This is a genomic window from Aeromicrobium sp. P5_D10 (assembly GCF_054049535.1).
This window is the reverse complement of the sequence record NZ_JBFUME010000011.1, coordinates 92,096-111,303: the sequence shown is the minus strand read 5'-3', so window position 1 is coordinate 111,303 and position 19,208 is coordinate 92,096. Positions and strand designations below refer to the sequence as shown.

21 protein-coding genes and 1 other RNA gene are annotated in these 19,208 nt (G+C 64.1%); 4 read left to right on the top strand and 18 right to left on the bottom strand.

Going from position 1 to position 19,208, the window contains the following annotated elements; all coding sequences use genetic code 11:
• Nucleotides 1-456: 456 nt before the first annotated feature.
• Nucleotides 457-1,161 (top strand): hypothetical protein, encoded by a 705-nt coding sequence (locus ACXJKC_RS18930; RefSeq protein ID WP_456698303.1) that lies wholly within the window; start codon nt 457-459, stop codon nt 1,159-1,161.
• A 45-nt stretch (nt 1,162-1,206) separates the two neighbouring features.
• Here the strand turns inward: ACXJKC_RS18930 and ssrA are convergent.
• The 9 genes from ssrA to ACXJKC_RS18885 form a co-directional block, all read right to left on the bottom strand.
• Nucleotides 1,207-1,576, bottom strand: a transfer-messenger RNA (tmRNA) gene (gene ssrA / locus ACXJKC_RS18925).
• A 70-nt stretch (nt 1,577-1,646) separates the two neighbouring features.
• On the bottom strand, nt 1,647-3,026 hold the full coding sequence (locus ACXJKC_RS18920) for an MFS transporter (protein WP_456698302.1): 1,380 nt from the start codon (nt 3,024-3,026) through the stop codon (nt 1,647-1,649).
• Nucleotides 3,023-3,898: an amidohydrolase family protein gene (locus ACXJKC_RS18915; protein WP_456698301.1), complete on the bottom strand. Its 876-nt coding sequence runs from the start codon at nt 3,896-3,898 to the stop codon at nt 3,023-3,025. The genes ACXJKC_RS18920 and ACXJKC_RS18915 overlap by 4 nt, the downstream gene beginning before the upstream one ends.
• Nucleotides 3,898-4,374, bottom strand: coding sequence for an SsrA-binding protein SmpB (gene smpB / locus ACXJKC_RS18910; RefSeq protein WP_456698300.1), 477 nt, complete (start codon nt 4,372-4,374; stop codon nt 3,898-3,900). Before smpB ends, ACXJKC_RS18915 begins: the two co-directional genes overlap by 1 nt.
• A gap of 45 nt (nt 4,375-4,419) precedes the next feature.
• Nucleotides 4,420-5,676 (bottom strand): peptidoglycan DD-metalloendopeptidase family protein, encoded by a 1,257-nt coding sequence (locus ACXJKC_RS18905; protein WP_456698299.1) that lies wholly within the window; start codon nt 5,674-5,676, stop codon nt 4,420-4,422.
• Between the two features lie 91 nt (nt 5,677-5,767).
• Nucleotides 5,768-6,682, bottom strand: a complete 915-nt coding sequence (ftsX, locus tag ACXJKC_RS18900; RefSeq protein WP_456698298.1) for a permease-like cell division protein FtsX — start codon at nt 6,680-6,682, stop codon at nt 5,768-5,770.
• A gap of 13 nt (nt 6,683-6,695) precedes the next feature.
• Entirely contained in the window at nt 6,696-7,385 is a 690-nt protein-coding gene (ftsE, locus tag ACXJKC_RS18895) for a cell division ATP-binding protein FtsE (protein WP_456698297.1), read from the bottom strand.
• A 73-nt stretch (nt 7,386-7,458) separates the two neighbouring features.
• Complete coding sequence (prfB, locus tag ACXJKC_RS18890) at nt 7,459-8,565, bottom strand: peptide chain release factor 2 (protein WP_456698296.1); 1,107 nt, start codon at nt 8,563-8,565, stop codon at nt 7,459-7,461.
• A 22-nt stretch (nt 8,566-8,587) separates the two neighbouring features.
• Complete coding sequence (locus tag ACXJKC_RS18885; RefSeq protein ID WP_456698295.1) at nt 8,588-8,770, bottom strand: DUF5302 domain-containing protein; 183 nt, start codon at nt 8,768-8,770, stop codon at nt 8,588-8,590.
• A gap of 38 nt (nt 8,771-8,808) precedes the next feature.
• Here ACXJKC_RS18885 and ACXJKC_RS18880 point away from each other — a divergent pair, with 38 nt between their 5' ends.
• Both ACXJKC_RS18880 and ACXJKC_RS18875 read left to right on the top strand, forming a co-directional pair.
• On the top strand, nt 8,809-9,222 hold the full coding sequence (locus ACXJKC_RS18880; protein ID WP_456698294.1) for an HIT family protein: 414 nt from the start codon (nt 8,809-8,811) through the stop codon (nt 9,220-9,222).
• On the top strand, nt 9,219-9,698 hold the full coding sequence (locus ACXJKC_RS18875; RefSeq protein ID WP_456698293.1) for a hypothetical protein: 480 nt from the start codon (nt 9,219-9,221) through the stop codon (nt 9,696-9,698). The genes ACXJKC_RS18880 and ACXJKC_RS18875 overlap by 4 nt, the downstream gene beginning before the upstream one ends.
• Here ACXJKC_RS18875 and ACXJKC_RS18870 read toward each other — a convergent pair.
• Nucleotides 9,685-10,917, bottom strand: a complete 1,233-nt coding sequence (locus ACXJKC_RS18870) for an MFS transporter (protein WP_456698292.1) — start codon at nt 10,915-10,917, stop codon at nt 9,685-9,687. The two genes, ACXJKC_RS18875 and ACXJKC_RS18870, sit on opposite strands and share 14 nt — an antisense overlap.
• A gap of 78 nt (nt 10,918-10,995) precedes the next feature.
• Here ACXJKC_RS18870 and ACXJKC_RS18865 point away from each other — a divergent pair, with 78 nt between their 5' ends.
• Complete coding sequence (locus ACXJKC_RS18865; protein ID WP_456698291.1) at nt 10,996-11,367, top strand: MerR family transcriptional regulator; 372 nt, start codon at nt 10,996-10,998, stop codon at nt 11,365-11,367.
• 26 nt (nt 11,368-11,393) lie between these two features.
• On the opposite strand, the gene ACXJKC_RS18860 is transcribed toward ACXJKC_RS18865, so the two are convergent.
• The 8 genes from ACXJKC_RS18860 to ACXJKC_RS18825 all read right to left on the bottom strand — a co-directional run bounded on the left by ACXJKC_RS18860 (nt 11,394) and on the right by ACXJKC_RS18825 (nt 19,117).
• The gene (locus ACXJKC_RS18860) at nt 11,394-11,789 is read right to left on the bottom strand and encodes a pilus assembly protein TadG-related protein (RefSeq protein ID WP_456698290.1); all 396 of its coding nucleotides are present in this window, start codon (nt 11,787-11,789) and stop codon (nt 11,394-11,396) included.
• Nucleotides 11,786-12,214: a hypothetical protein gene (locus tag ACXJKC_RS18855; RefSeq protein WP_456698289.1), complete on the bottom strand. Its 429-nt coding sequence runs from the start codon at nt 12,212-12,214 to the stop codon at nt 11,786-11,788. The genes ACXJKC_RS18860 and ACXJKC_RS18855 overlap by 4 nt, the downstream gene beginning before the upstream one ends.
• Nucleotides 12,211-12,597: a TadE family protein gene (locus ACXJKC_RS18850; protein ID WP_456698288.1), complete on the bottom strand. Its 387-nt coding sequence runs from the start codon at nt 12,595-12,597 to the stop codon at nt 12,211-12,213. The genes ACXJKC_RS18855 and ACXJKC_RS18850 overlap by 4 nt, the downstream gene beginning before the upstream one ends.
• 3 nt (nt 12,598-12,600) lie before the next feature.
• On the bottom strand, nt 12,601-12,774 hold the full coding sequence (locus tag ACXJKC_RS18845) for a hypothetical protein (RefSeq protein WP_456698287.1): 174 nt from the start codon (nt 12,772-12,774) through the stop codon (nt 12,601-12,603).
• Between the two features lie 13 nt (nt 12,775-12,787).
• Nucleotides 12,788-13,699 carry a type II secretion system F family protein gene (locus ACXJKC_RS18840; protein WP_456698286.1) on the bottom strand — a complete coding sequence of 304 codons (912 nt, stop codon included), beginning with the start codon at nt 13,697-13,699 and terminating at the stop codon, nt 12,788-12,790.
• The gene (locus tag ACXJKC_RS18835; RefSeq protein WP_456698285.1) at nt 13,696-14,556 is read right to left on the bottom strand and encodes a type II secretion system F family protein; all 861 of its coding nucleotides are present in this window, start codon (nt 14,554-14,556) and stop codon (nt 13,696-13,698) included. The genes ACXJKC_RS18840 and ACXJKC_RS18835 overlap by 4 nt, the downstream gene beginning before the upstream one ends.
• Nucleotides 14,544-15,782, bottom strand: a complete 1,239-nt coding sequence (locus tag ACXJKC_RS18830; RefSeq protein WP_456698284.1) for a CpaF family protein — start codon at nt 15,780-15,782, stop codon at nt 14,544-14,546. Before ACXJKC_RS18830 ends, ACXJKC_RS18835 begins: the two co-directional genes overlap by 13 nt.
• A 137-nt stretch (nt 15,783-15,919) precedes the next feature.
• Nucleotides 15,920-19,117, bottom strand: coding sequence for an FtsK/SpoIIIE domain-containing protein (locus ACXJKC_RS18825; RefSeq protein WP_456698283.1), 3,198 nt, complete (start codon nt 19,115-19,117; stop codon nt 15,920-15,922).
• Nucleotides 19,118-19,208: the final 91 nt, after the last annotated feature.

Below are 19,208 nucleotides of genomic sequence, written 5' to 3'. Positions count from 1 at the left end.
CCATTGATCTCCGGTCTGGGTATCCAGAACCACCCCGTCTACGAAGCGGAAGCGAGCATCAGGCCCTGCTGACTTAGCCACCGTGCGATCCTCTCAGCCTATATTCGCCGCCGGATTCCATATCAGAATCCTCGTGGAACTTTATGTTCCATCCGCGATACTTGTTATCAGATTTGAACGAATACCCGTCCCATTTCAAGCGAATTTTGACCATGGGGAATCGAGTATGTGGCAGACGAGATGTCAGCCTGGCACATACAGAATCATTCTTCAGGCAATTCACAGAAATTGGCCCGACCCTAGCAGGAGTACCAGTGGCCCGGACGATCCGTGCAGCGTGCGGCAAAGCGAGTTGACCATCGGAAGACCTGATGAGTTCGACAGTTAAAGGCGGTCGATCCACGTGTCTTCCTCGCGGTCATCCCACAGGTTACCCGTGGATGGTCTCTTGGGTGCTTGGATCTCCTTAAGACGATCAGCTACCCGGCGGGCTTGCGCCGCAGTGAGGTCGCGCAAAGAACCTGCGGGCCCGAGAATGACGGATTCGATAAAGGCCTGACGATCTTGTTGAGTCAGGATGCCTGCGTTGTCGAGGCCTGCGCGAATAGCAGCTACCTGCGCTTAGAGTCGAATCGAAACGACGCCGACAAACGGCTGGCGATCGGCGCTCAAGCGCTAGACGCAGCCCTTCAGATGACTGCCGTCCCCGAGAAAATCTACGAACAGACGCCAGACAATGTTCGACGCGAGATCAACAGCGCTTTCTTCGAACGACTGTTTGTAGATGAGCACGGCGACATCGTTGACAGCGAACTTGTCCTCGCAGTCCGCTTCATCGTCGACACCTACCGATCACCCGAAAACGCAAAACGCCCCGACCGTGTGGGCGAGGCGTCTGCATCTGATCTAGCTACTAATCATCCTTTGCCGTTCCTACGAGACCTTTTCTGGAATCGCGGTTCGAATACGGATGCCCTGGTGAAGGCCAGGGAAACCTATTCGAGTCAAACCACAGATGAAGATAAAATTCGTGGTTCGAATACAGCGTCTTTCGTGGAGCTGCGGGGATCCCTCGCTGACGACGAACGCTGGCGGCTTCGCCGCGGGCCGTACGCCGTGCTGGTGGGGCCCACTCGATTCACTCGGCTGTTTTACAAATGACAGAGCCCCACTCACCCAAAACCGGGGTGAGTGGGGCTCTGTCATTTGTGGAGCTGCGGGGAATCGAACCCCGGTCCTACGGCGCTGAGTCAGGGCTTCTCCGGGTGCAGTCTGTCTAGTCGATTTTCTCGGCCCCGGCGCTCGAACAGACGCGTCGCCGACAGGCCCAGTCACAGTTAAGTCCCGACTACGCCCTGCAACACAATGTAGTCAGCAAGTCCCCTTAATGAGACTGGCGATCCGGAGCGGAGACGCCCCCGGGCCAGCCCTTCACCTATCGCTTAAGCAGCGAGGGCGAAGTCAGTGCGCTTAGAATCGGCACTTGTTGGTTTCCAGAGATCGTTAAAGAGATAACCCTGGATCCTCTACCCGCTTCACCTGAATCGAACGACCTTAGTCGAAACCGATCAGCCCCTCTGGAGTTTTCAAACGCTACCGAAGTAACACCTTGATACTACTCCTGCACAACGACACAGCCCGCACCCCTATTCCGGCACGGTCGCAACACGTTTGGGCAGCAGGAGCGCGGCCGAGGCCGCAGCAGCGATCAGCATGCCGATGCAGATCCACGTCCCGGTCTCGAATCCCGGACCGAAGACCTCGGGATCTGTGAAGTTCGCACCGGCGATCCCGGCGATCGGCGGTACCGCGGCGACTGCCAGAAGCGACGCCGTACGGGCAACTGCGTTGTTGATCCCCGAGGCGATACCCGTCTGCGCCATGGGGGCTGCGGCGAGCACCGCAGTCGTCAACGGAGCAACCAAGACCGTGATGCCGGCACCGAACACGATCGAGGCGGGCAGCACATCGGTCCACATACTCGCATCGGCACCGATCCGAAGCATCAACACCAGACCCAGCGCAGCGATCAGAGGGCCAGCCGTCAAGGGCACTCGGGGGCCGATCCGCGTTCCGAGCGCTCCGGCTCTAGTGGAGAACAGCAGCATGATGACGGTCATCGGCACCGTCGCGAGGCCGGCCTGCAGGGGCGAGAAGCCCGACACGTACTGCAATTGCTGCACCAGCAGGAACCCCGACGCCGCCAACGCACCATAGATCGCGAACGTGCAGATGTTGGCGGCAGTGAACACCCGATTGGCGAACAGTTCAAGCGGCACCAGTGCATGCGGCGTGAGCTTCTGGTGCACGACGAAGACCACGAGCAGAGCGACTCCGGCCCCTCCCCACCACCACGAGCCGTCGACCAGTCCGTACGTCAGCGCCGCGAGTCCCAACGCCGTCAGGACCGCTCCCCCGTAGTCGATACGTCCCTGCTCACCCCTGGTCTCCGGGACATGTCTGACGGTCAACCAGATCACGGCAGCGGCCAGTGGGATATTGAGCCAGAAGATCGATCGCCAACCCACCGTGTCGACCAGGGCGCCACCGACCAGCGGCCCGATCGCCGTCGTGACACCCGAAAGCCCGGACCACGCGCCGATCGCCTTTCCACGGTCATCGGGCACGAAGGCTGCGGAGATGATCGCCAGGCTTCCCGGAGTCAGGAGGGCCGCCCCCACGCCTTGCAAGCCCCTGGCCGCCACAAGGACGCCGATGGTCGGCGCCAGCGCGCAGAGCACCGAGGCGAGCGCGAACCCCGCCACGCCGACGACATAAACCCTGCGTCGGCCCAGACGATCACCCAATGAGCCTCCCACCAGGATCAACGCCGCGAGCGTCAAGGTGTAGGCATTGACGATCCACTGGACGCCGGCCGCACCCGCGTCGAGATCGTCGTTCATGGCCGGTAGCGCCAGACCCACGATCGACCCGTCGAGGAAGGCCATCCCCGACCCCAGGATCATCGCGGCGAGCAACCACGCACCTTGCGGTGTTGCGAGCCTGATGGTCCCGGCGGAACTCACGAGGTGAGTCCGAACAACTCAGCTCCGTTGTGCCACAGAACGCTGCGCATCCAGTCATCGCCGAGGTCGAGCCTCTGCAGCACCTCCACCTGGTGCGCATACACGTACGGGATATTGGGAAAGTCGGTGCCGAACAAGATCTTGTCCTGCAGATCGTGAAGGCGCGGGACGATGCCAGCGGGAACCTGCCGGTCCCAAAAGTCGACGAATGCCATCGTGGTGTCGAGCCGCACGTTCTCGTATTTGTCGGCCAGATCGCAGAACTCGGAGATCTCCGGCATCCCGAGGTGTGCGATGACCAAAGCGAGGTCAGGGTGCCGGCTCAGCACATCGGCAACGCCCGCCGGGCCGGTGTGATCACCCGGGGCGGGGCCGGAACCGGCATGCAGCACAATCGGTGTCCGGCTCTCGGCCAGCGCACCCCACACCGGCTCAAGCAAGGGGTCGTTCGGGGCGAAGTTGCCGACCTGCACATGCACCTTGAAGACCTCGACGCCTTCCGCGATCAACGCAGGAACGTACATTGCGGCGTCGGGCTCGGGATAGAACGTCGCCGAGCGCAAGGCGTCGGGGGTGCGGTCGGCGAACGCCAGAGTCCAATCGTTCATGAAGCCGGCAATCCCCGGCTTGTGGGCGTACGACAAAGTCGAGAATTTCCGGACGCCGATCGAACGCAGATGCGCGACCCGCTCCTCGTCGCTCGTGCGGTACGTGATGGGCCACGGTCGTCCCAGCAACGGACCGGCCGCATCGAAGTAGGCCCACACCTTGGCCAGGATCTCCGGCGGCATGAAGTGAGCATGCACGTCGACGATTCCCGGCAGGCCGAGGTCGGCGAGCAGGTCTGGCAGATCGGCGTCGGCCAGAGCCACTAGTGGGTGCCCTTGAGCCGCCGACCGAAGTCACGTTCCGCCTCGCGGGTCGCATCGCGCTCAGCGATTGCATGCCGCTTGTCGTACGTCTTCTTGCCCCGAGCCAGCGCGATCTCAACCTTGGCGCGGCCGTCCTTGAAGTACAGGGACAACGGGATGATCGTCAGCCCCTTCTCGGACGTACGTCGCTCGATCCGGGCGATCTCCTGGCGGTGCAACAACAGCTTGCGCTTGCGGCGAGTCGTGTGATTAGTCCACGTTCCCTGTGTGTATTCGGGAATGTGGACCTGCAGGAGCCAGGCCTCGCCGTTTTCGATATCGCCGAAACCGTCGACCAGGGATGCGCGACCGGCACGCAACGACTTCACTTCGGTTCCGGTGAGGACGAGACCGGCCTCAAACGTGTCTTCGATGTGATAGTCGTGGCGCGCCTTCTTGTTCTGCGCTACGAGCTTTCGCCCAGTTTCCTTGGCCACGGGTCCATTGTGTCATCTCGTCCCGAGAACGGACGACAGGTCGGGTTACAGCCAGCCCATCGGGTTGGTTGTCGACCCGTTGACCAGCACCATGAAGTGCAGGTGGCAGCCCGTGGAATAGCCGGTCGTGCCGACATAGCCGATGACCTGTCCGCGCTTGACCTTGGAACCGGAGCTCAGCGCGAAGCGCGACATGTGGTTGTACGTCGTCACGACGCTGACGCCGCGCTTGACGCCGTTGTTGAGGATGACCCGGTTGCCGTAGGCGCCATTGAAGTACTGCTCGACGATCGTGCCGCTGGCCGCGGCCCGGATCGGGGTGCCGCAGCCGACGCCGAAGTCCGTGCCGTCGTGCAGCTTGTAGACGCCCGTGACGGGGTGCACGCGCATACCGTACGGCGAGGTGATCGGGCCGTTGACCGGATACGACAGCGCACCGCCGCTGTCACCGCCCGAGCCCTTGCCGCCGGACTTGACCTCTTTGGCCGCCAGTGCACGGATGCGGGCCTCCAAGGCAGCCGCCTCCGAACGGAACGCGCGGTACTGCCGCTCGTCCTCGGCCTGAGCGGATGCGGCCAGTTTCTTGGCGCCCTGCCGCTTCGCGACGAGCACTGTGACGAGCTCGGCCTGGTCCTCGGCGATAACCTCGAGTCGCTGCTTCTCGGCCAGATTCGCTGCCGCCTGCGCTCGCTGGACCTTGACCTGGTCGCGCAGCTTCTGCACCTTCTGCCGGTTGAGCTTGAGGATCACCCGAGTCGCATCGAGCTGCTGCATCGTGGCAACCTGCTGATCGCTGATCGCACTGTTCAGACTCAGCTGCTCGCTGAATTCCTCAGCGTCCTGCCCGCGCAACAATCCGCTGACCGCGCGAAGCTTGGGATCGCCCTGCAAGAACTCCTGCACGGCGAACTCCTCGACGTCCGCTGCGGATGCCTTGAGCTTCTTCTCGCCCTTCTTGAGCTTGAGCCGCGCGGTCTCCAGCGCGACCTGGCTGCGGTTGAGCTTGACCTGCATCTCCTGGTCGACGGCCTTCGCAGCGGCGACCTTCCCGCGTGTCGCACCCAGTTGGGCCTCGGCCGAATCGAGCTTGGCCTGCGCCTTCTTCAACGCCGCGGCTGCCTCGATGAGCTCTTGTGTCGAGGCTTCGAGATCCTTCTTGGCCTTGGCAGCTTCGCTGTTGGCCTCTCGCTTCTGCCGTTCGAGATCGTCCTTCTTATCGGCGAAGGAGGGCGCGGTCAACGTCGCGACGAGTGCCGTCGCGAGAATTCCGGCTGTCAGCGCATGGCGACTTCTGGTGAACATGACCTCGACCTTGGGGGAAGGATCCCCGGCGGGCCGGGGACTGTCGATGTGATGGAGAAAAACTATCAAGCCCGACTTTAGGCTACAAACCTCAGACGTCGAGGTATTTGCGTGTCAGCAAGAGTGTCGGGATCATCGCGAGCAGCACCGCGAGTGCCGTGGTCACGCCCATGACTTGAACCGCGTCACCCCAACCGACCCAGGTCGTGAAGGTGCCGAGCGTGTCGCGCAGATAGCCGTAGACCACGAACTTCATGAACGCGGCCAGCCCGCCGATCGCCAAGGCTGCCGAGATCAACGCCGCCAGGAGCGACTCGAGCAGGAACGGCAATTGGATGTGCCAGCTCGACGCGCCCACGAGTCGCATGATGCCGATCTCGCGGCGCCGCGCGAAAGCCGTCATCCGGATCGTGTTGGACACCTGCAGCACGGCGGCCACGATCAGCAGCGCCGAGATCGCCAGGGCGCCATTGCTCAGTTTGTCGAGCGCCGTGTACAACGGTCCCAGCGTCTTCTTGAGGTCGATGATGCTGCCGACGCCCTCCATGCCGCCCAGTTGGCTCTCGATGCTGTCGTACTTCTGGGGGTCCTTCAACGTCACGAAATACGTCGAGGGAAATGACGAGGCGCTGAAGGTCTCCAACTGCTTGCGGCCGGTCTCGGACTGGCTGAACTTGACCCGTGCGGCCTCATATTGTTCGGCCGGTGTGCGCTCGTCGAATGATTCGACCTGCGAGTTGCCCCGCATGGCCTCCTCGATCGCCGCCTTCTGCTCTTTCGTGGCGACGCCGCCGATGCAGTTGGCGCTCGGCGAGTTCTTGGTGCACAGGTTGACCTGCAGTTGGAGCCGGTCGCCGAGGTATTTCTCGGTACGGTCGGACTGGGCCAGGATCAGCAGGCCGAGCGCCGCCAGCAACAGCGACACGGTCATCGTCACGATCAGCGAGATCGACATCGACTTGTTGCGCGACAGGCTTTGGCGCAGCTCACTCAGGGTGCTTCGCATACGGTCCTCAGTTCTAGTTCTGGTAGCCGTAGATGCCGCGCGCCTCGTCGCGGACGATGAGTCCGCCTTCGAGTTCGATGACGCGCTTGCGCATCTGGTCGACGATCGACGAGTCATGTGTCGCCATGACAACGGTCGTGTCGGTGCGGTTGATCCGGTCGAGCAGCTTCATGATGCCGACGCTCGTCGCCGGATCGAGGTTTCCGGTGGGCTCGTCGGCGATGAGGATCATCGGCCGGTTGACGAACGCCCGGGCCACGGCCACACGCTGCTGCTCCCCGCCGGACAGCTCATCAGGCATGCGATGCCCTTTGCCTTCCAGGCCCACCATTTCGAGTGTCTCGGGCACGAGCTTCTTGATCTCGCTGCGGTGCTTGCCGATGACTTCGAGGGCGAACGCGACGTTCTCAGTCACATTCTTGTTGGGCAGCAGCCGGAAATCCTGGAACACCGTGCCGACCTGGCGGCGCAGCTTGGGCACCTTCCAGTTCGACAGCTTGTTGATCTCCTTGCCGGCCACATAGACCCGACCGCTGGTCGGACGTGCCTCGCGCAGGATCAGCCGCAGGAACGTCGACTTGCCCGAGCCCGAGGCTCCGACGAGGAAGACGAACTCGCCCTTTTCGATCTCGAGATCGACGGCGTCGAGCGCCGCACGCTTCTGGCCGGGATAGGTCTTGGTGACCTTGTCGAATCGAATCACCCGATCGAGTCTAGGCAGGTAGGCCTACTCCGTGGGGAAGCATCGCCGGTCGGCCGTGCCGCGTCGCACACCATCAGCTCGCGTTCTCGCGGCGCCACCGGATGCCGGCCTCGATGAAGTCGTCGATCTCGCCGTCGAGCACTGCCTGCGTGTTGCCGGTCTCGTACTCGGTACGCAGATCCTTGACCATTTGGTACGGATTGAGGACGTAGTTGCGCATCTGGTCACCCCAGGACGCCTGCACGTCGCCGCGCATCTCGTCGAGATGGGCCCGCTCTTCGGCCTTCTTGAGCGCCAGGAGCTTCGCCTTGAGGATCACCATGGCGCTGGCCTTGTTCTGCAGCTGGCTCTTCTCGTTCTGGCAGCTGACGACTGTGCCGGTGGGGATGTGGGTCAGGCGGACCGCGGAGTCGGTCGTGTTGACGCTTTGACCACCGGGGCCTGACGAACGGTAGACGTCGACCCGGATCTCCTCATCGGGGATATCGATCTCGTCGGTCTGCTCCAGGACGGGAACGACCTCGATCGCCGCGAACGATGTCTGACGGCGTCCCTGGTTGTCGAACGGCGAGATGCGCACCAGTCGGTGAGTGCCGGCCTCGACCGACAACGTGCCGTAGGCGTACGGGGCCTTGACCGCGAACGTCGTCGACTTGAGTCCGGCCTCCTCGGCGTAGGACGTGTCGTAGACCTCGACGGTGTAGCCATGGCGCTCGGCCCAGCGGATGTACATGCGCTGCAGCATCAGCGCGAAGTCAGCGGCATCGACGCCGCCGGCGCCCGAACGGATCGACACCAGCGCGTCACGCTCGTCGTACTCGCCGGACAGCAAAGTGCGGATCTCGAGCGAGTCGATCGCCTTCTTGATTCGTCCGAGTTCCGCGTCAGCCTCGGCGAGGGTGTCGCTATCGCCCTCTTCAGCACCCATCTCGTGCAGGATGCTGACGTCGTCGAGGCGCGAGCGCAGGCCCGTGACCCGTTCGACCTCGGCCTGGAGCACCGAGAGCCGTCCGGTCACGCGCTGCGCATTGGCCTGATCGTCCCAGAGATCGGGCGCACCGACCTCTTCTTGCAAGGAAGCGATCTCCACGCGCACCGCATCGAGGTCGAGGACTTTCTCGATCGACGTCAGGGTCGCATCGAGTGCCTTGGTCTGCTCTGCAAAGTCAGGTGTTGCCACCTGTCGAGGCTACCGCGTCGGGTCAGACGCTCTTGCGGCGGAACTCCGGCGACTGGGTCGGGCCGTTGGCACCATGCGACTTCTCACTGCCGTCGTGCTCGGCACCTTCTGCTGTCGCGTGCTGCTTGCCCTTCTTCTTCTCCAGGGCTTCGCGGAACTTGGCCTTCATGTCAGCCTTCTGATCGTTGCCTTCTGAGTTAGCCATGGGACCACCTTAGCGCGGCAGTGTGATGTGATCTTCCCGTGAGCAAGGAATGCCTGTTTTGCGGGATCATCGCCGGGACGACTCCTGCCGCGATCGTGCTCGAGACGCCCGAAGTCGTCGGATTCCTCGACGTTCGGCCGGTCTTCAAGGGCCACGTCCTGCTCGTCCCGCGCACGCACATCGTCACGCTGCCGGAGCTTCCCGAACCGCTGATCGTCCCGTTGTTCTCAACAGCTCAACGCGTCGCCGACGCTCTGACATCCGGGCTGGGAGCACAGGGCACCTTCGTCGCGATGAACAACGTCGTGTCGCAGAGCGTCCCGCATCTGCATGTGCACATCGTTCCGCGCACCAAGGGCGACGGTCTGCGGGGATTCTTCTGGCCCCGGACGAAGTACGCCGAGGGCGAAGCGGAGAGTTTCGCCGCACGTATCAAGGAGGCACTGGCATGACGCTGACCCGCGAGGCCGCGGCGGTCAAGGCGGCCGAACTGCTCGGTACGCCGGTCACCGCCCACTCACACGGCGAGCTGGAAGGCGATCAGCTCTGCGGCGGGTTCGCGTTCGACGGCGGCGACCGGGCCGCGATCATCGGATACCGCGGGGGCTACCAGACCAGCATGATCGCCGAATCCGGTGAGACGCTCGAGACCTTGATCATCGGCTCGCACACCGATCGCTATCCCGATTCGGTGTGCGCCGACTGCCAGAGCCGAGCATCCGACAGCGACGGCCGCCGGATCGTCGGCTACAACGAGGGCTTCTCCGGCGGCCTGATCGTGTTCTACGCCGAATCGCCCTCAGGACCGCAGAGCGAGATCGCCGGTGAGGTGCTCGATACCGGGCGCTGCTGGATCGACGGGATCGAATGCTCGATCGGCGAGGCCCGGTTCGGTGGCGTCGTGATCCAGCGGCTCAATCCTGCCTGAGCTGTGCGGGGGCGGTCTCGCGTTCGTATGTGTGGCCGGTGAATCCGTGTTGACGTGCGCCGATGACGATAGCGAGCGTCGGAAGCACCAGCGCGAGAGCGATCCAGCTCAGGGAAAGGGGTCCCAGGGCGTTGAGAGTGATACCGCCGACGATCCCGCCTGCGGCGATCCCGATGTTCCAGCACGTGGTGAGAAATGCTTGTGCAACGTCGCCCGCTGCGCCTGCAGCATCAGCGATCGCGGTCTGCAGCAGGGTGGAGGCACCACCGAATGCGAGTCCCCACAGGGCTGTGCTGGCGTACACCAGAGCGGGAGTGTCAGAGAAGACGCTCAGGACGAGAGCGGCCGTGGCCAGAAGCACGCAGACCAGGACCATGAGCGTGCGCAGGTGCCGGTCGATGAGCACGCCGGTGAGCCAGATGCTCACGAGCGAGACCAGACCGAAGGTGAGCAGCACCGAATCGACCCGACCCGCCATACCGAGCGGAGCCAGGAATGGGGCGATGTAGGTGAAGAGGATGTTGTGCGCGAACACGAACGTCAACGTCACGACGAGAATCGGAGCGACTCCCGGCAGGCGGAACGTGTGGACCAGCGGCAGTCGTGCACCCTGGGATTGGCCGGGGAAGTTCGGGACGGTGGCGATCACCCATACGATCAGCGCGAGAGTCACCAGCGTGATGATCCCGAACGCGAATCGCCATTCGACGACCTTGGCGAGGAACGCGGCTGCGGGGACCCCGACGGACAGCGCAACGGTCCCGCCCGCCATCGCGATCGCCATGGCCTTGCCCCGCTGGTGCGCAGGAACCATCCTCCGGGCATAACCGGCAAGGACCGCCCAGAGCATGCCGCCGACGAGCCCGCCGAGGAACCGCGCGGCCAGGGTGAGTTCGAAACTGTCAGAGAAGGCGGTGACCGTGTTGGCGATCGCAATCCCGGAGATCGCGAACAGCAACAGGTGCTTGCGTCGCCAGCCGATCGTAGCTCTCGTGAGCGGGATCGCCGCGAGAATCGCCCCGACCGCGAAGACTGTGACGCTCTGCCCCGCAGCCGCCTCACTCACTCCCAGATCGCGACTCATCTGCGACAGCATTCCAGCGGGCATCGTCTCGGTCAGGAGCGTGATGAACCCCGTGGCGGCCAGGGCCAGCAGAGCCGCGAGCGGGAGCCGCGACTCAGCGCCGGAAGGGGTTGGTGGTGTATCCGTTGATGTCATATCCTTATCATCAATGTGTGACATTAGTGTGAGGGTCAAATCCGGCTGCATCGCAGTCCTGACACGAAAGGTGTGCGGATGAAGATCGGTGACCTCTCCCAGCGCACAGACACGCCAGTGCGGATGCTCCGCTACTACGAGGAGCAGGAACTGATCCATTCCGAACGGCTCCCCAACGGGTACCGGGACTACGAGGACTATGTTGTCGATCGGGTGCGGCAAGTCCGCGGGCTCCTCGATGTCGGCCTGCCGACACGGATCATCAAGCAGATCCTCCCCTGTCTGGACAATCCGCGCGAGATACATCTGCCGTACGTCACTCCAGACATGATCGCGACGCTAGAACACGAACGCGACCGCATGGCTGAGAAGATCGAATGCCTGACGAAAAATCACCGAGCCATCAGTGGCTACCTCGACGCCGTGAGCCACGAGATCCGAGCCTCTTAGCAACCGTCCCGTCGCGATCCAGCGGCTCAATTCTGTCTGAGCTGCGCCGTGGCCTCCGCGACGATCCGCGAACTCCCGCTCCACCCCGGCGGTTTGATCGCCAGCTCGATTCTCCGTTCGAGCCGGACCATGACCTCGTCGTCGTTGGTCGTGACGCGGACGATACGGATTTCAGGTGCAGACAGGTACTCCCTGACCAGACGTCGCGCCTGCCCCTGGTCGAGCGTCACCTCTCCACGTCGGTAGAACGTGTCGCGGTTCAACCCGTCTGCGGCGGCGATTGCGGCCCCGTCGGCGATATTGTCGAGCCTGCGCCGCTCCAAGAAGGCCGCCGACGAATTGATCACCACGACGGCGAGCAGGCCGATGAACAGCAAGAAACCCACTGTCATGACCGTGATCTGGCCGTCCTCGCGCTTCATCGCCCACTCCGGAAACTGCCATACGGCTCGGTGTGCGTGCTGTCGACCCGAATGCCGCCGAGCTGTCCGCCCAACGCGCGCGGCGTCAGCGGAAGTCGCTGAGTCGTCCGCACCACGACCCGCACCGACGATCCAGGGCGCAGACAGTCCGATCGAGTCGGCAAACACGTGACCCGAACCGTCGCGACGTCGAGTCCCTGATCGGTCAAGGCGATCCGCGCGGCGGCCTGCGCTCGACGCTGACCCGTCGCAACGTCCGGCGCCTGCAGGAACGCTCGCGCTGCCGCACGGCTGGCCGCCGTCACGCCGTACGACGCACGTTGGGTGTCGAACACCGCGACCAGGATGTAGACGAACGGGATCAGCAGCAGCATCGTCAACCAGACGAACTCGACCGTCGCGGTGCCCGCCGACCGGTTTCTCACGGCTCGACCTCGCGGACCGCATGCCCGCGCACAGTCACCGAAACCGACGGACCGAACAAACCCAATGCCGGAACCCGCGCCTGCACCTCGACCTCCGTGGCAGGCACCCCGTCGACCGTCGTCCACGACGCCGAGATGTCTGAGGCGTAGCGATCGGCAAGCGCCTGGCGAATCATCCGCCGGGTCTGCGCCACGGCATCTGACGGCGTCGCCCCGATCGGAGCGGAAGCCCGCGCACCCTCCGACGCAGCCGCAGCGAGGGTATTGCGGACGTGCAGCACCAGCCCGACCTGCGCGATGCCGAGAACGAGCGGTACGAGAAGCGTCATGACCAGGACGAACTCGACGACCGCCGACCCGCGTTCCCGCCCCAGTTGCTCCATGACTCAGCCGCCGACCGCCGACAGCGCTTGGTCGAGCATGCTCTGGAGCCTGGGCCCGGCCGCAGCGGCCAACACGGCCACGAGTCCCGCAGACATGACCACGATCATGACCCAGCCGGGCACGTCGCCGCGTTCCTCTGATCTGTGCTTGTCGAAGAACCTGTGCGGTGTGAACATATGCGATCCCTTTCTAAAGTCCTGACGTGAGATTGAGGCCGATGAATCCGGGGAAGAAGGCGAACACGACGGTGACCGGCAGGATCAGGAAGACGACGGGCAGCATCATCGCGATCTCCCTGCGGCCACCGGCCTCGATGAGATCGCGGCGACTCGATTCGCGCACATCGGCCGCCTGCGCATGGAGCACATCGACCAGCGGAGTCCCCCGTTCGACCGCGATAGCGAGTCCGGCAGCGAACCGCGCGATGCTCGTGACGCCGGTGCGAGCGGCCAACCGGTCGAACGCCACCGCCATGGGGGCACCCGTGCGGACATCGGCGATGACGCCACCGAGTTCTTCAGTGAGCGATCCGCGACACACGCCCATGATGCGGCTGAGCCCGGCGATCGGACTCTCCCCCGCCGCCACGGCCAGCGCAAGAAGATCGGCAACGACCGGGAACTCTTCTTGCATCGCGCGCTCCCGGGCGGTCACCTGGGCCGAGAGGCGCTGATCGCACAACAGCACCCCGAGTACGAATCCGACTCCGCAGATCACGAACAGCAGGACGATATTCGTTCGGCCATTGGTCCACAGCGCCGTGGCCACCAAGACCCCCACCGCCAGCCCCGCTGCTCCCCAGGCCACCTGGATGAGGCGGAAGTCCTCGACCGTCCTGGTCGAACCCAGTCTCACGAGTCGCCGCGTGACGCTCGCCGTGCCACCCACCAGATCGCCGACCACCTGGCCCAGTTTGCGGATCGACGGTCCGAAGATCGCATCGACGACATGTGCGGGGCGGGGCGACGGCGGCGCCTGGTGCACATCGCGGATGTACGGCAGCACCCGCTGCTCCAAAGTGGGCCGTCGCGCTCGGATCCAGCCTGTGACGGTCAGCAGCATGCCGGCGGACAGGCAGAACCCCAGGAGCGCGCCGGTCATGCGAGGATCCGCCGTTCTGCGGGCAAGCGTCCGATCCACATCATCAGGCGGTACGCGACGAGGCACAGGACCGCACCGGACGCCAAGACGATCAGGCCGATACCGGTCGCGAATCTGCTCACGACCTCGCCTTGCAGGCACATCAGCGTCAGGACGATCCACGGCGCCGCCACTGCGAGCCGAGCACCGTTGACCGTCCACGACTGGCGTGACTCGAGTTCGCCGCGCGTACGAAGGTCCTCGCGCAGGAAGCCGGACAACGATCTGAGCATCCGGCCGAGGTCGCCTCCGCCGACCTCGCGGGCCATGCGCAACGCCTCGACAACCCGGTCACCGACCGGATCCGCCAGACGGAACTTGAGCCGATCGAGGGACTCGTTGAACCGTCCGGTGCTCTGATAATCGTGACCGAACTTCTCGAACGGTCCTCGCAAACCGTCGGGGCCACGCTCTCCCAGCTGTATCAGCGCCTCAGGCAGGGACAAGCCCGCCCGCACCGCCGAAGTCAGATTGTCGACCGCATCGGGCCACATCTCGGCGTGTTCACGCAAGCGCCTGACCGCTCGACCGCGCAGGACCGACACCGGGATCGCCGCAGCCATGGCACCGAAGACCACGCCGATGGCAGCGACTCCCGACAAGCCCATCATGACGATGGCGGCCAGACCGAAGGCTGCCGCGCACAATGCGATGAACTGGACCGGCGTGACACCGTCGACCCCGGCCCGAGCCAGGAGGTCCGTGATCCGCGACTCTCTCCGGCGCGCACGACGGTGCGGGCGCCAACCGGGCTCCGCGATGGCCCAGCTCACCAGCAGCACACCCACACCGGCCATGAGTCCGATCAGGGCCCCCATCGGTTGACCCCCAACACAGCGTCGAGGTCGATCCCCGCCTGCTCGAAAACCTCCCGCCGTACCGGTAGGCCATGGCCACGTTCCAGTCTGCCTGCACGCCGGGTGAACACGGCTTCGGACTCGATCAGGCCGTTCTCGACCCGTCCGGTGACGGCCACGATCTCACGCACCGCGCGATGACCATGGGCGTCGAGCCCGGTATGGATCACCAGATCGACCGAGGCCGCGACGCTCGGCACCACGAACCGAGAACCGATGTTGTCGCCGGCCAACAACGGAAGTGTGCACATCTTGACCAGGGCCTGACGGGCCGAGTTGGCGTGGATACTCGCCATGCCCGGAAGCCCCGAGTTCAAGGCAAGCAGCAAATCGAGACATTCGGCCGCACGCACTTCGCCGACGATGATTCGGGACGGACGCATACGTAGGGCCTCTTTGACGAGCGTCCGCAGATCGATCGTGCCGGTGCCCTCCAGCCCTGCTTGGCGGGTCTGCATCGCGACCCAATCAGGATGGCCGCACTGCAACTCGAAAACCTCCTCGACGGAGATGAGCCGCTGTGTGCCGGGGATCGAAGCGGCCAGACAGTTCAGCAGAGTCGTCTTACCGGCCTGGGTTCCTCCCGAGACGATGACATTGAGACCAGCGCGCACACTCGCCTCGAGAAAGGCCGCGGCAGGGGCGTCAAGCGTCCCCAACGTCACGAGGTCGTCCAGCGAATGGGCTGCGGCAATGAACTTGCGAATATTGACCGCAGCGAATCCGCGACTGATGCCGCTCAGCACGACGTGCAGACGATGGCCGCCCGGCAGCATCGCATCGACGAACGGCGAACTGATGTCAAGGCGGCGACCTGACGACGACAGCATCCGCTCGACCAGCTCACGCACCTGCTCGGCAGTCAGGATCACCGATGTCAGTTCGTGTCGACCGCCTCGCGCGACGAAAACCCGTGATGGTTCATTGATCCAGATCTCCTCGACCGTGTCGTCGTCGAGCAATGCCTGCAGGGGGCCGAGTCCGCTGACGTCCGCGACGATCTGACCGATCAGGATCTCCGGCTCGTCCAAGGGCAGGACCGCTCCGGTCAGACTCCGCGATTCGTGCTCGGCGATCGCCTCCACTGCCGCCCGCCGCACGGACTCAGCATCCAGGCGCGGATCGATACGGCGTTGTCGCACGAGATCACGTACTCGGTCGGCGAGCACTGTCTCCTGAGAATCCATCCCCTCAACCCTTCGTCCAACGGGGCCACAAGGAACCGATCCTCACGAATCGCCGCGGGAATGGGAACAGCTACCGGAATTTCTGGGGAAAACCTCCCACGAATGGTCACATAGGTGACAACTCGCAACTCACAGATCTACGGTTCGCGATCAACGATCCGTCGCGGGCGAACAGATTCCTCCAGATGCGCGTACTTCACCCGGGCAGCCTCACCGAGTCGACGCACCTGGGCCGAGTGGGCATGATTTTCAGGCTCGGCGGTCAGGGACGCCATCTGCAACTCGATTCGTGCCCCGGAGCGGAAGCCTCGGCCGGGCACCATGACCTCGGGAACATCGCGGAAAGCCAGGTCGAGAAATGCATAGTCCGCATGGTCTGCGAGCCGCAGGGCGATCTGGTCGGCCAGCAGCGCTCTCATCTCGACGTCGAGCAACCGTCTGCCACCCGTGACGATCACGTGGATTCCCGCTGCCGCGCCTTGTCTCAACAGGAGTTTGACGATGGCAGGCATCGTGCCATCGATCGACGTCTGCTCACCTGCGAACCCTTCCCAACCGTCGATCAGCAGCACAATGTGCGGGAGTCGCTCCCCGCTGGGTGCCGCCGAACGCTGCTCACGCACTGACGCGAATCCACCCGTACGGAGCAGATAGTGCCGTCGCTGCAATTCGGCCGCGAGGTACGCGGCCAGTCCTCTGAGGCGTTGTGTTTCGCTGCGGGTCACGACCGCACCGCAGTGTGGCAACTCAGTCAGGGGCAGCAGCGCGCCGTTACCGCCATCGAGGCCATACACGTGGACATCCGCCGGACTCGTGTAGGTGGCAAGGGACCCAGCGATCGTCTGCAACGACCTCGACTTGCCGCTCTGAGGCCCTCCGATCACGCCGAGGTGCAAGAAATTGTCCAGATCGATCGCAGCGACTCGCCTGGCCTGGTCCGCCGGCAGGTCCTCGAGTGCATAGGGCACCAACGGCAGGCCGCCCGCAGCGGGCGCTTCGACCAGCAGATCATCGAGCAACACCGTCTCGGCCAGCGGGGGAAGCCACGGCATCGACAGGGGCGTCTCGCCGAGCGCAGCATGGGCTTTCGACACTGCATCCACCAGAAGGGAGAGATCAGTGGCCCGTTCCGACTCCGGAACACCGTGAGCAGCGAGCACTCTGCCGCCGACTCTGGCCACTTGGAATCCGATCAACGGTCCGGCTCCTGTACGCGCGAACCCGCGGCCTGGAAGCGCCCGGGGAATCATCGCGGCGTCAGGAGCCTCCAGAACATCTGTGCTTTCCGTCTGATCGGAGAGCCTCAACGAGATCCGCACATTGGTATTAGCCCGAATCTCGGGCGATACGACGCCGCTGGGTCGCTGGGTCGCAAGGACGAGATGGACACCCAACGAACGACCACGCTGCGCGACACCGACCAGGCCGGTCACAAACTCCGGCAGCTCTTTGGCCAGGTGCGCGAACTCGTCCACGACGATGACGAGCAGCGGGAAGGCATCACCCGAGTGGGGCTGCCGCTCGATGTAGTCCTCGAAATCCTTGGCTCCGGCCCCGGCGAGGAGGCGTTCGCGTCGATGTAGCTCTGCGCCGAGCGAGGTCAATGCGCGCCGTGTGAGGTGACGGTCAAGATCCGTCACGAGCGCGACGGTGTGCGGTAGGCCCGCGCAGGCCTTGAACGCGCTGCCGCCTTTGTAGTCCACGAGCACGAAGTTCAAGGCGTCAGGACGGTTCTCCAGTGCAAGCGAGGCGATCATCGACTGCAGTAGTTCTGATTTGCCCGAACCGGTGGTTCCCGCGATGAGTGCGTGGGGGCCGTCCCGTCGCAGGTCGATCGTGAACAACCCCGTCGCGCAGACGCCGACCACCGCCTGGGTTGAACGTGGCGTGTCCACCCATCGAGCCGCCACGGCAGCTGGCGAGAACGGATCGAATCCCACGACATCCGCCAAACGGCAGGAGTCCGGGAGCTCGTTCAACTCTGGAGCATCCGGCGACGGAAGCTGACTTGCTGGGACGGGTAGCGCCATCGGGGTCTCGGCCCGGATACCCTCTGCCTGCGCGAAGGCGCGTGCCCGAGCCGAGGCGCACAGCCATCCGTCGTTGGTGACTGAGGCGATCAGTGCCCCAGCCTGAGTCGGGACAGACTCCACGTCCAGGAGATGGGCATCGCGCAACGGGGCGATGAGTCGCAGCTGCTCGTCGTCCCCGGACTCCAAGGTGACCGCGCCCGCGCCTTCACACATGCGGTCGAAGAGCCGCCAGGAATCGGCGGGCACCCCGACGACGTCCGCGAGAATGAGGTCGGCCTGCTCGGCCAGCCATGCTTGGAAATAGAGCGGACGCTCCTCGTCCGCAGGCAGGATTGCGCTGGTGCCGACGAACTCGTGGTGGTAGTACTTCGCGAACTGCTGGGCCAGGGCCAAGGAGTCGCGCAGATTGAGTCCGAGCGCCCGGTACAGATACTGGAAATCCCCTGGCTGTACGGGCGGATGTGCCCGTTCGGTACCCCAGTACTCAAGTCGCCGGCGAACCAGTTCGACGCTCTCCTCCTCGGTCAACGGCTGCAGCCGGATGGGAGCATCGATGAAGCCGCTCAACCTTCGCGAACGGGCGCTGGACACGATCCCGTTGGATCCAACCAGAACCCATCTGATCGCGGGCACCTCCAGGAGGTTGCTTCTGATCGTCTCCAGCGAATGACGGGCCGCTTCAGACGTGCCCAAGAGCTCGAGATTGTCCAATATGCAGACGATTCCCCCGGCAGCAGCCGTGGGGAACAGCTCCTCCAAAGCGCGCCGAACGAGCGCTGTGAAGCCGCTCTCCCCGAACCCTGACGATGTGTTCATCCCCCTGCCGGCACCTGCGCCGAAGCCCAGTATGCTCGCAGAACCCGTCGTGAGAGTCGTTGGAGATTGCAACCAGTCCCCCAGGCCCGACAGGTCCGGCATGTTCAGACCGGCCGACCGGATCGCCTGCTCATTGATCAGCAGGCTGTGCGCGATGCTGCGCCAGACCTGCAGCTCGAAGTCGACCGGGTCGGAGCTCAATTGCAGCGGGGTGGTGACCGGGACGAACAGCGTGCCGTTGGCCGCTTGCCGACCCCGCCGGAACATCTCGAACGCCGCTACTTGAGCCAGGCTCGTCTTCCCGACTCCCGCATCGCCTTCGATCGAGACATGCGTGCCACCTGACCCGATGCTCATCTGCACTCGCGCCAGTTCGCTCGTCCGTCCGCAAAAGAGCGCTGCTCCTTGCTCTGTTCCGGCCAGATAGTTCTGGTCATACGGGTTGCCGCTGAAGCCCAGCTCGGTCCAGATGCTGTACTCGGTCACGACAGCCCTCACTGGTCAGATCATGTGTCGATGCGAACCTAGCGGAACGCACCTCGACATGACCCTCCTTTGCGGTACCTTGTGCCGTCGA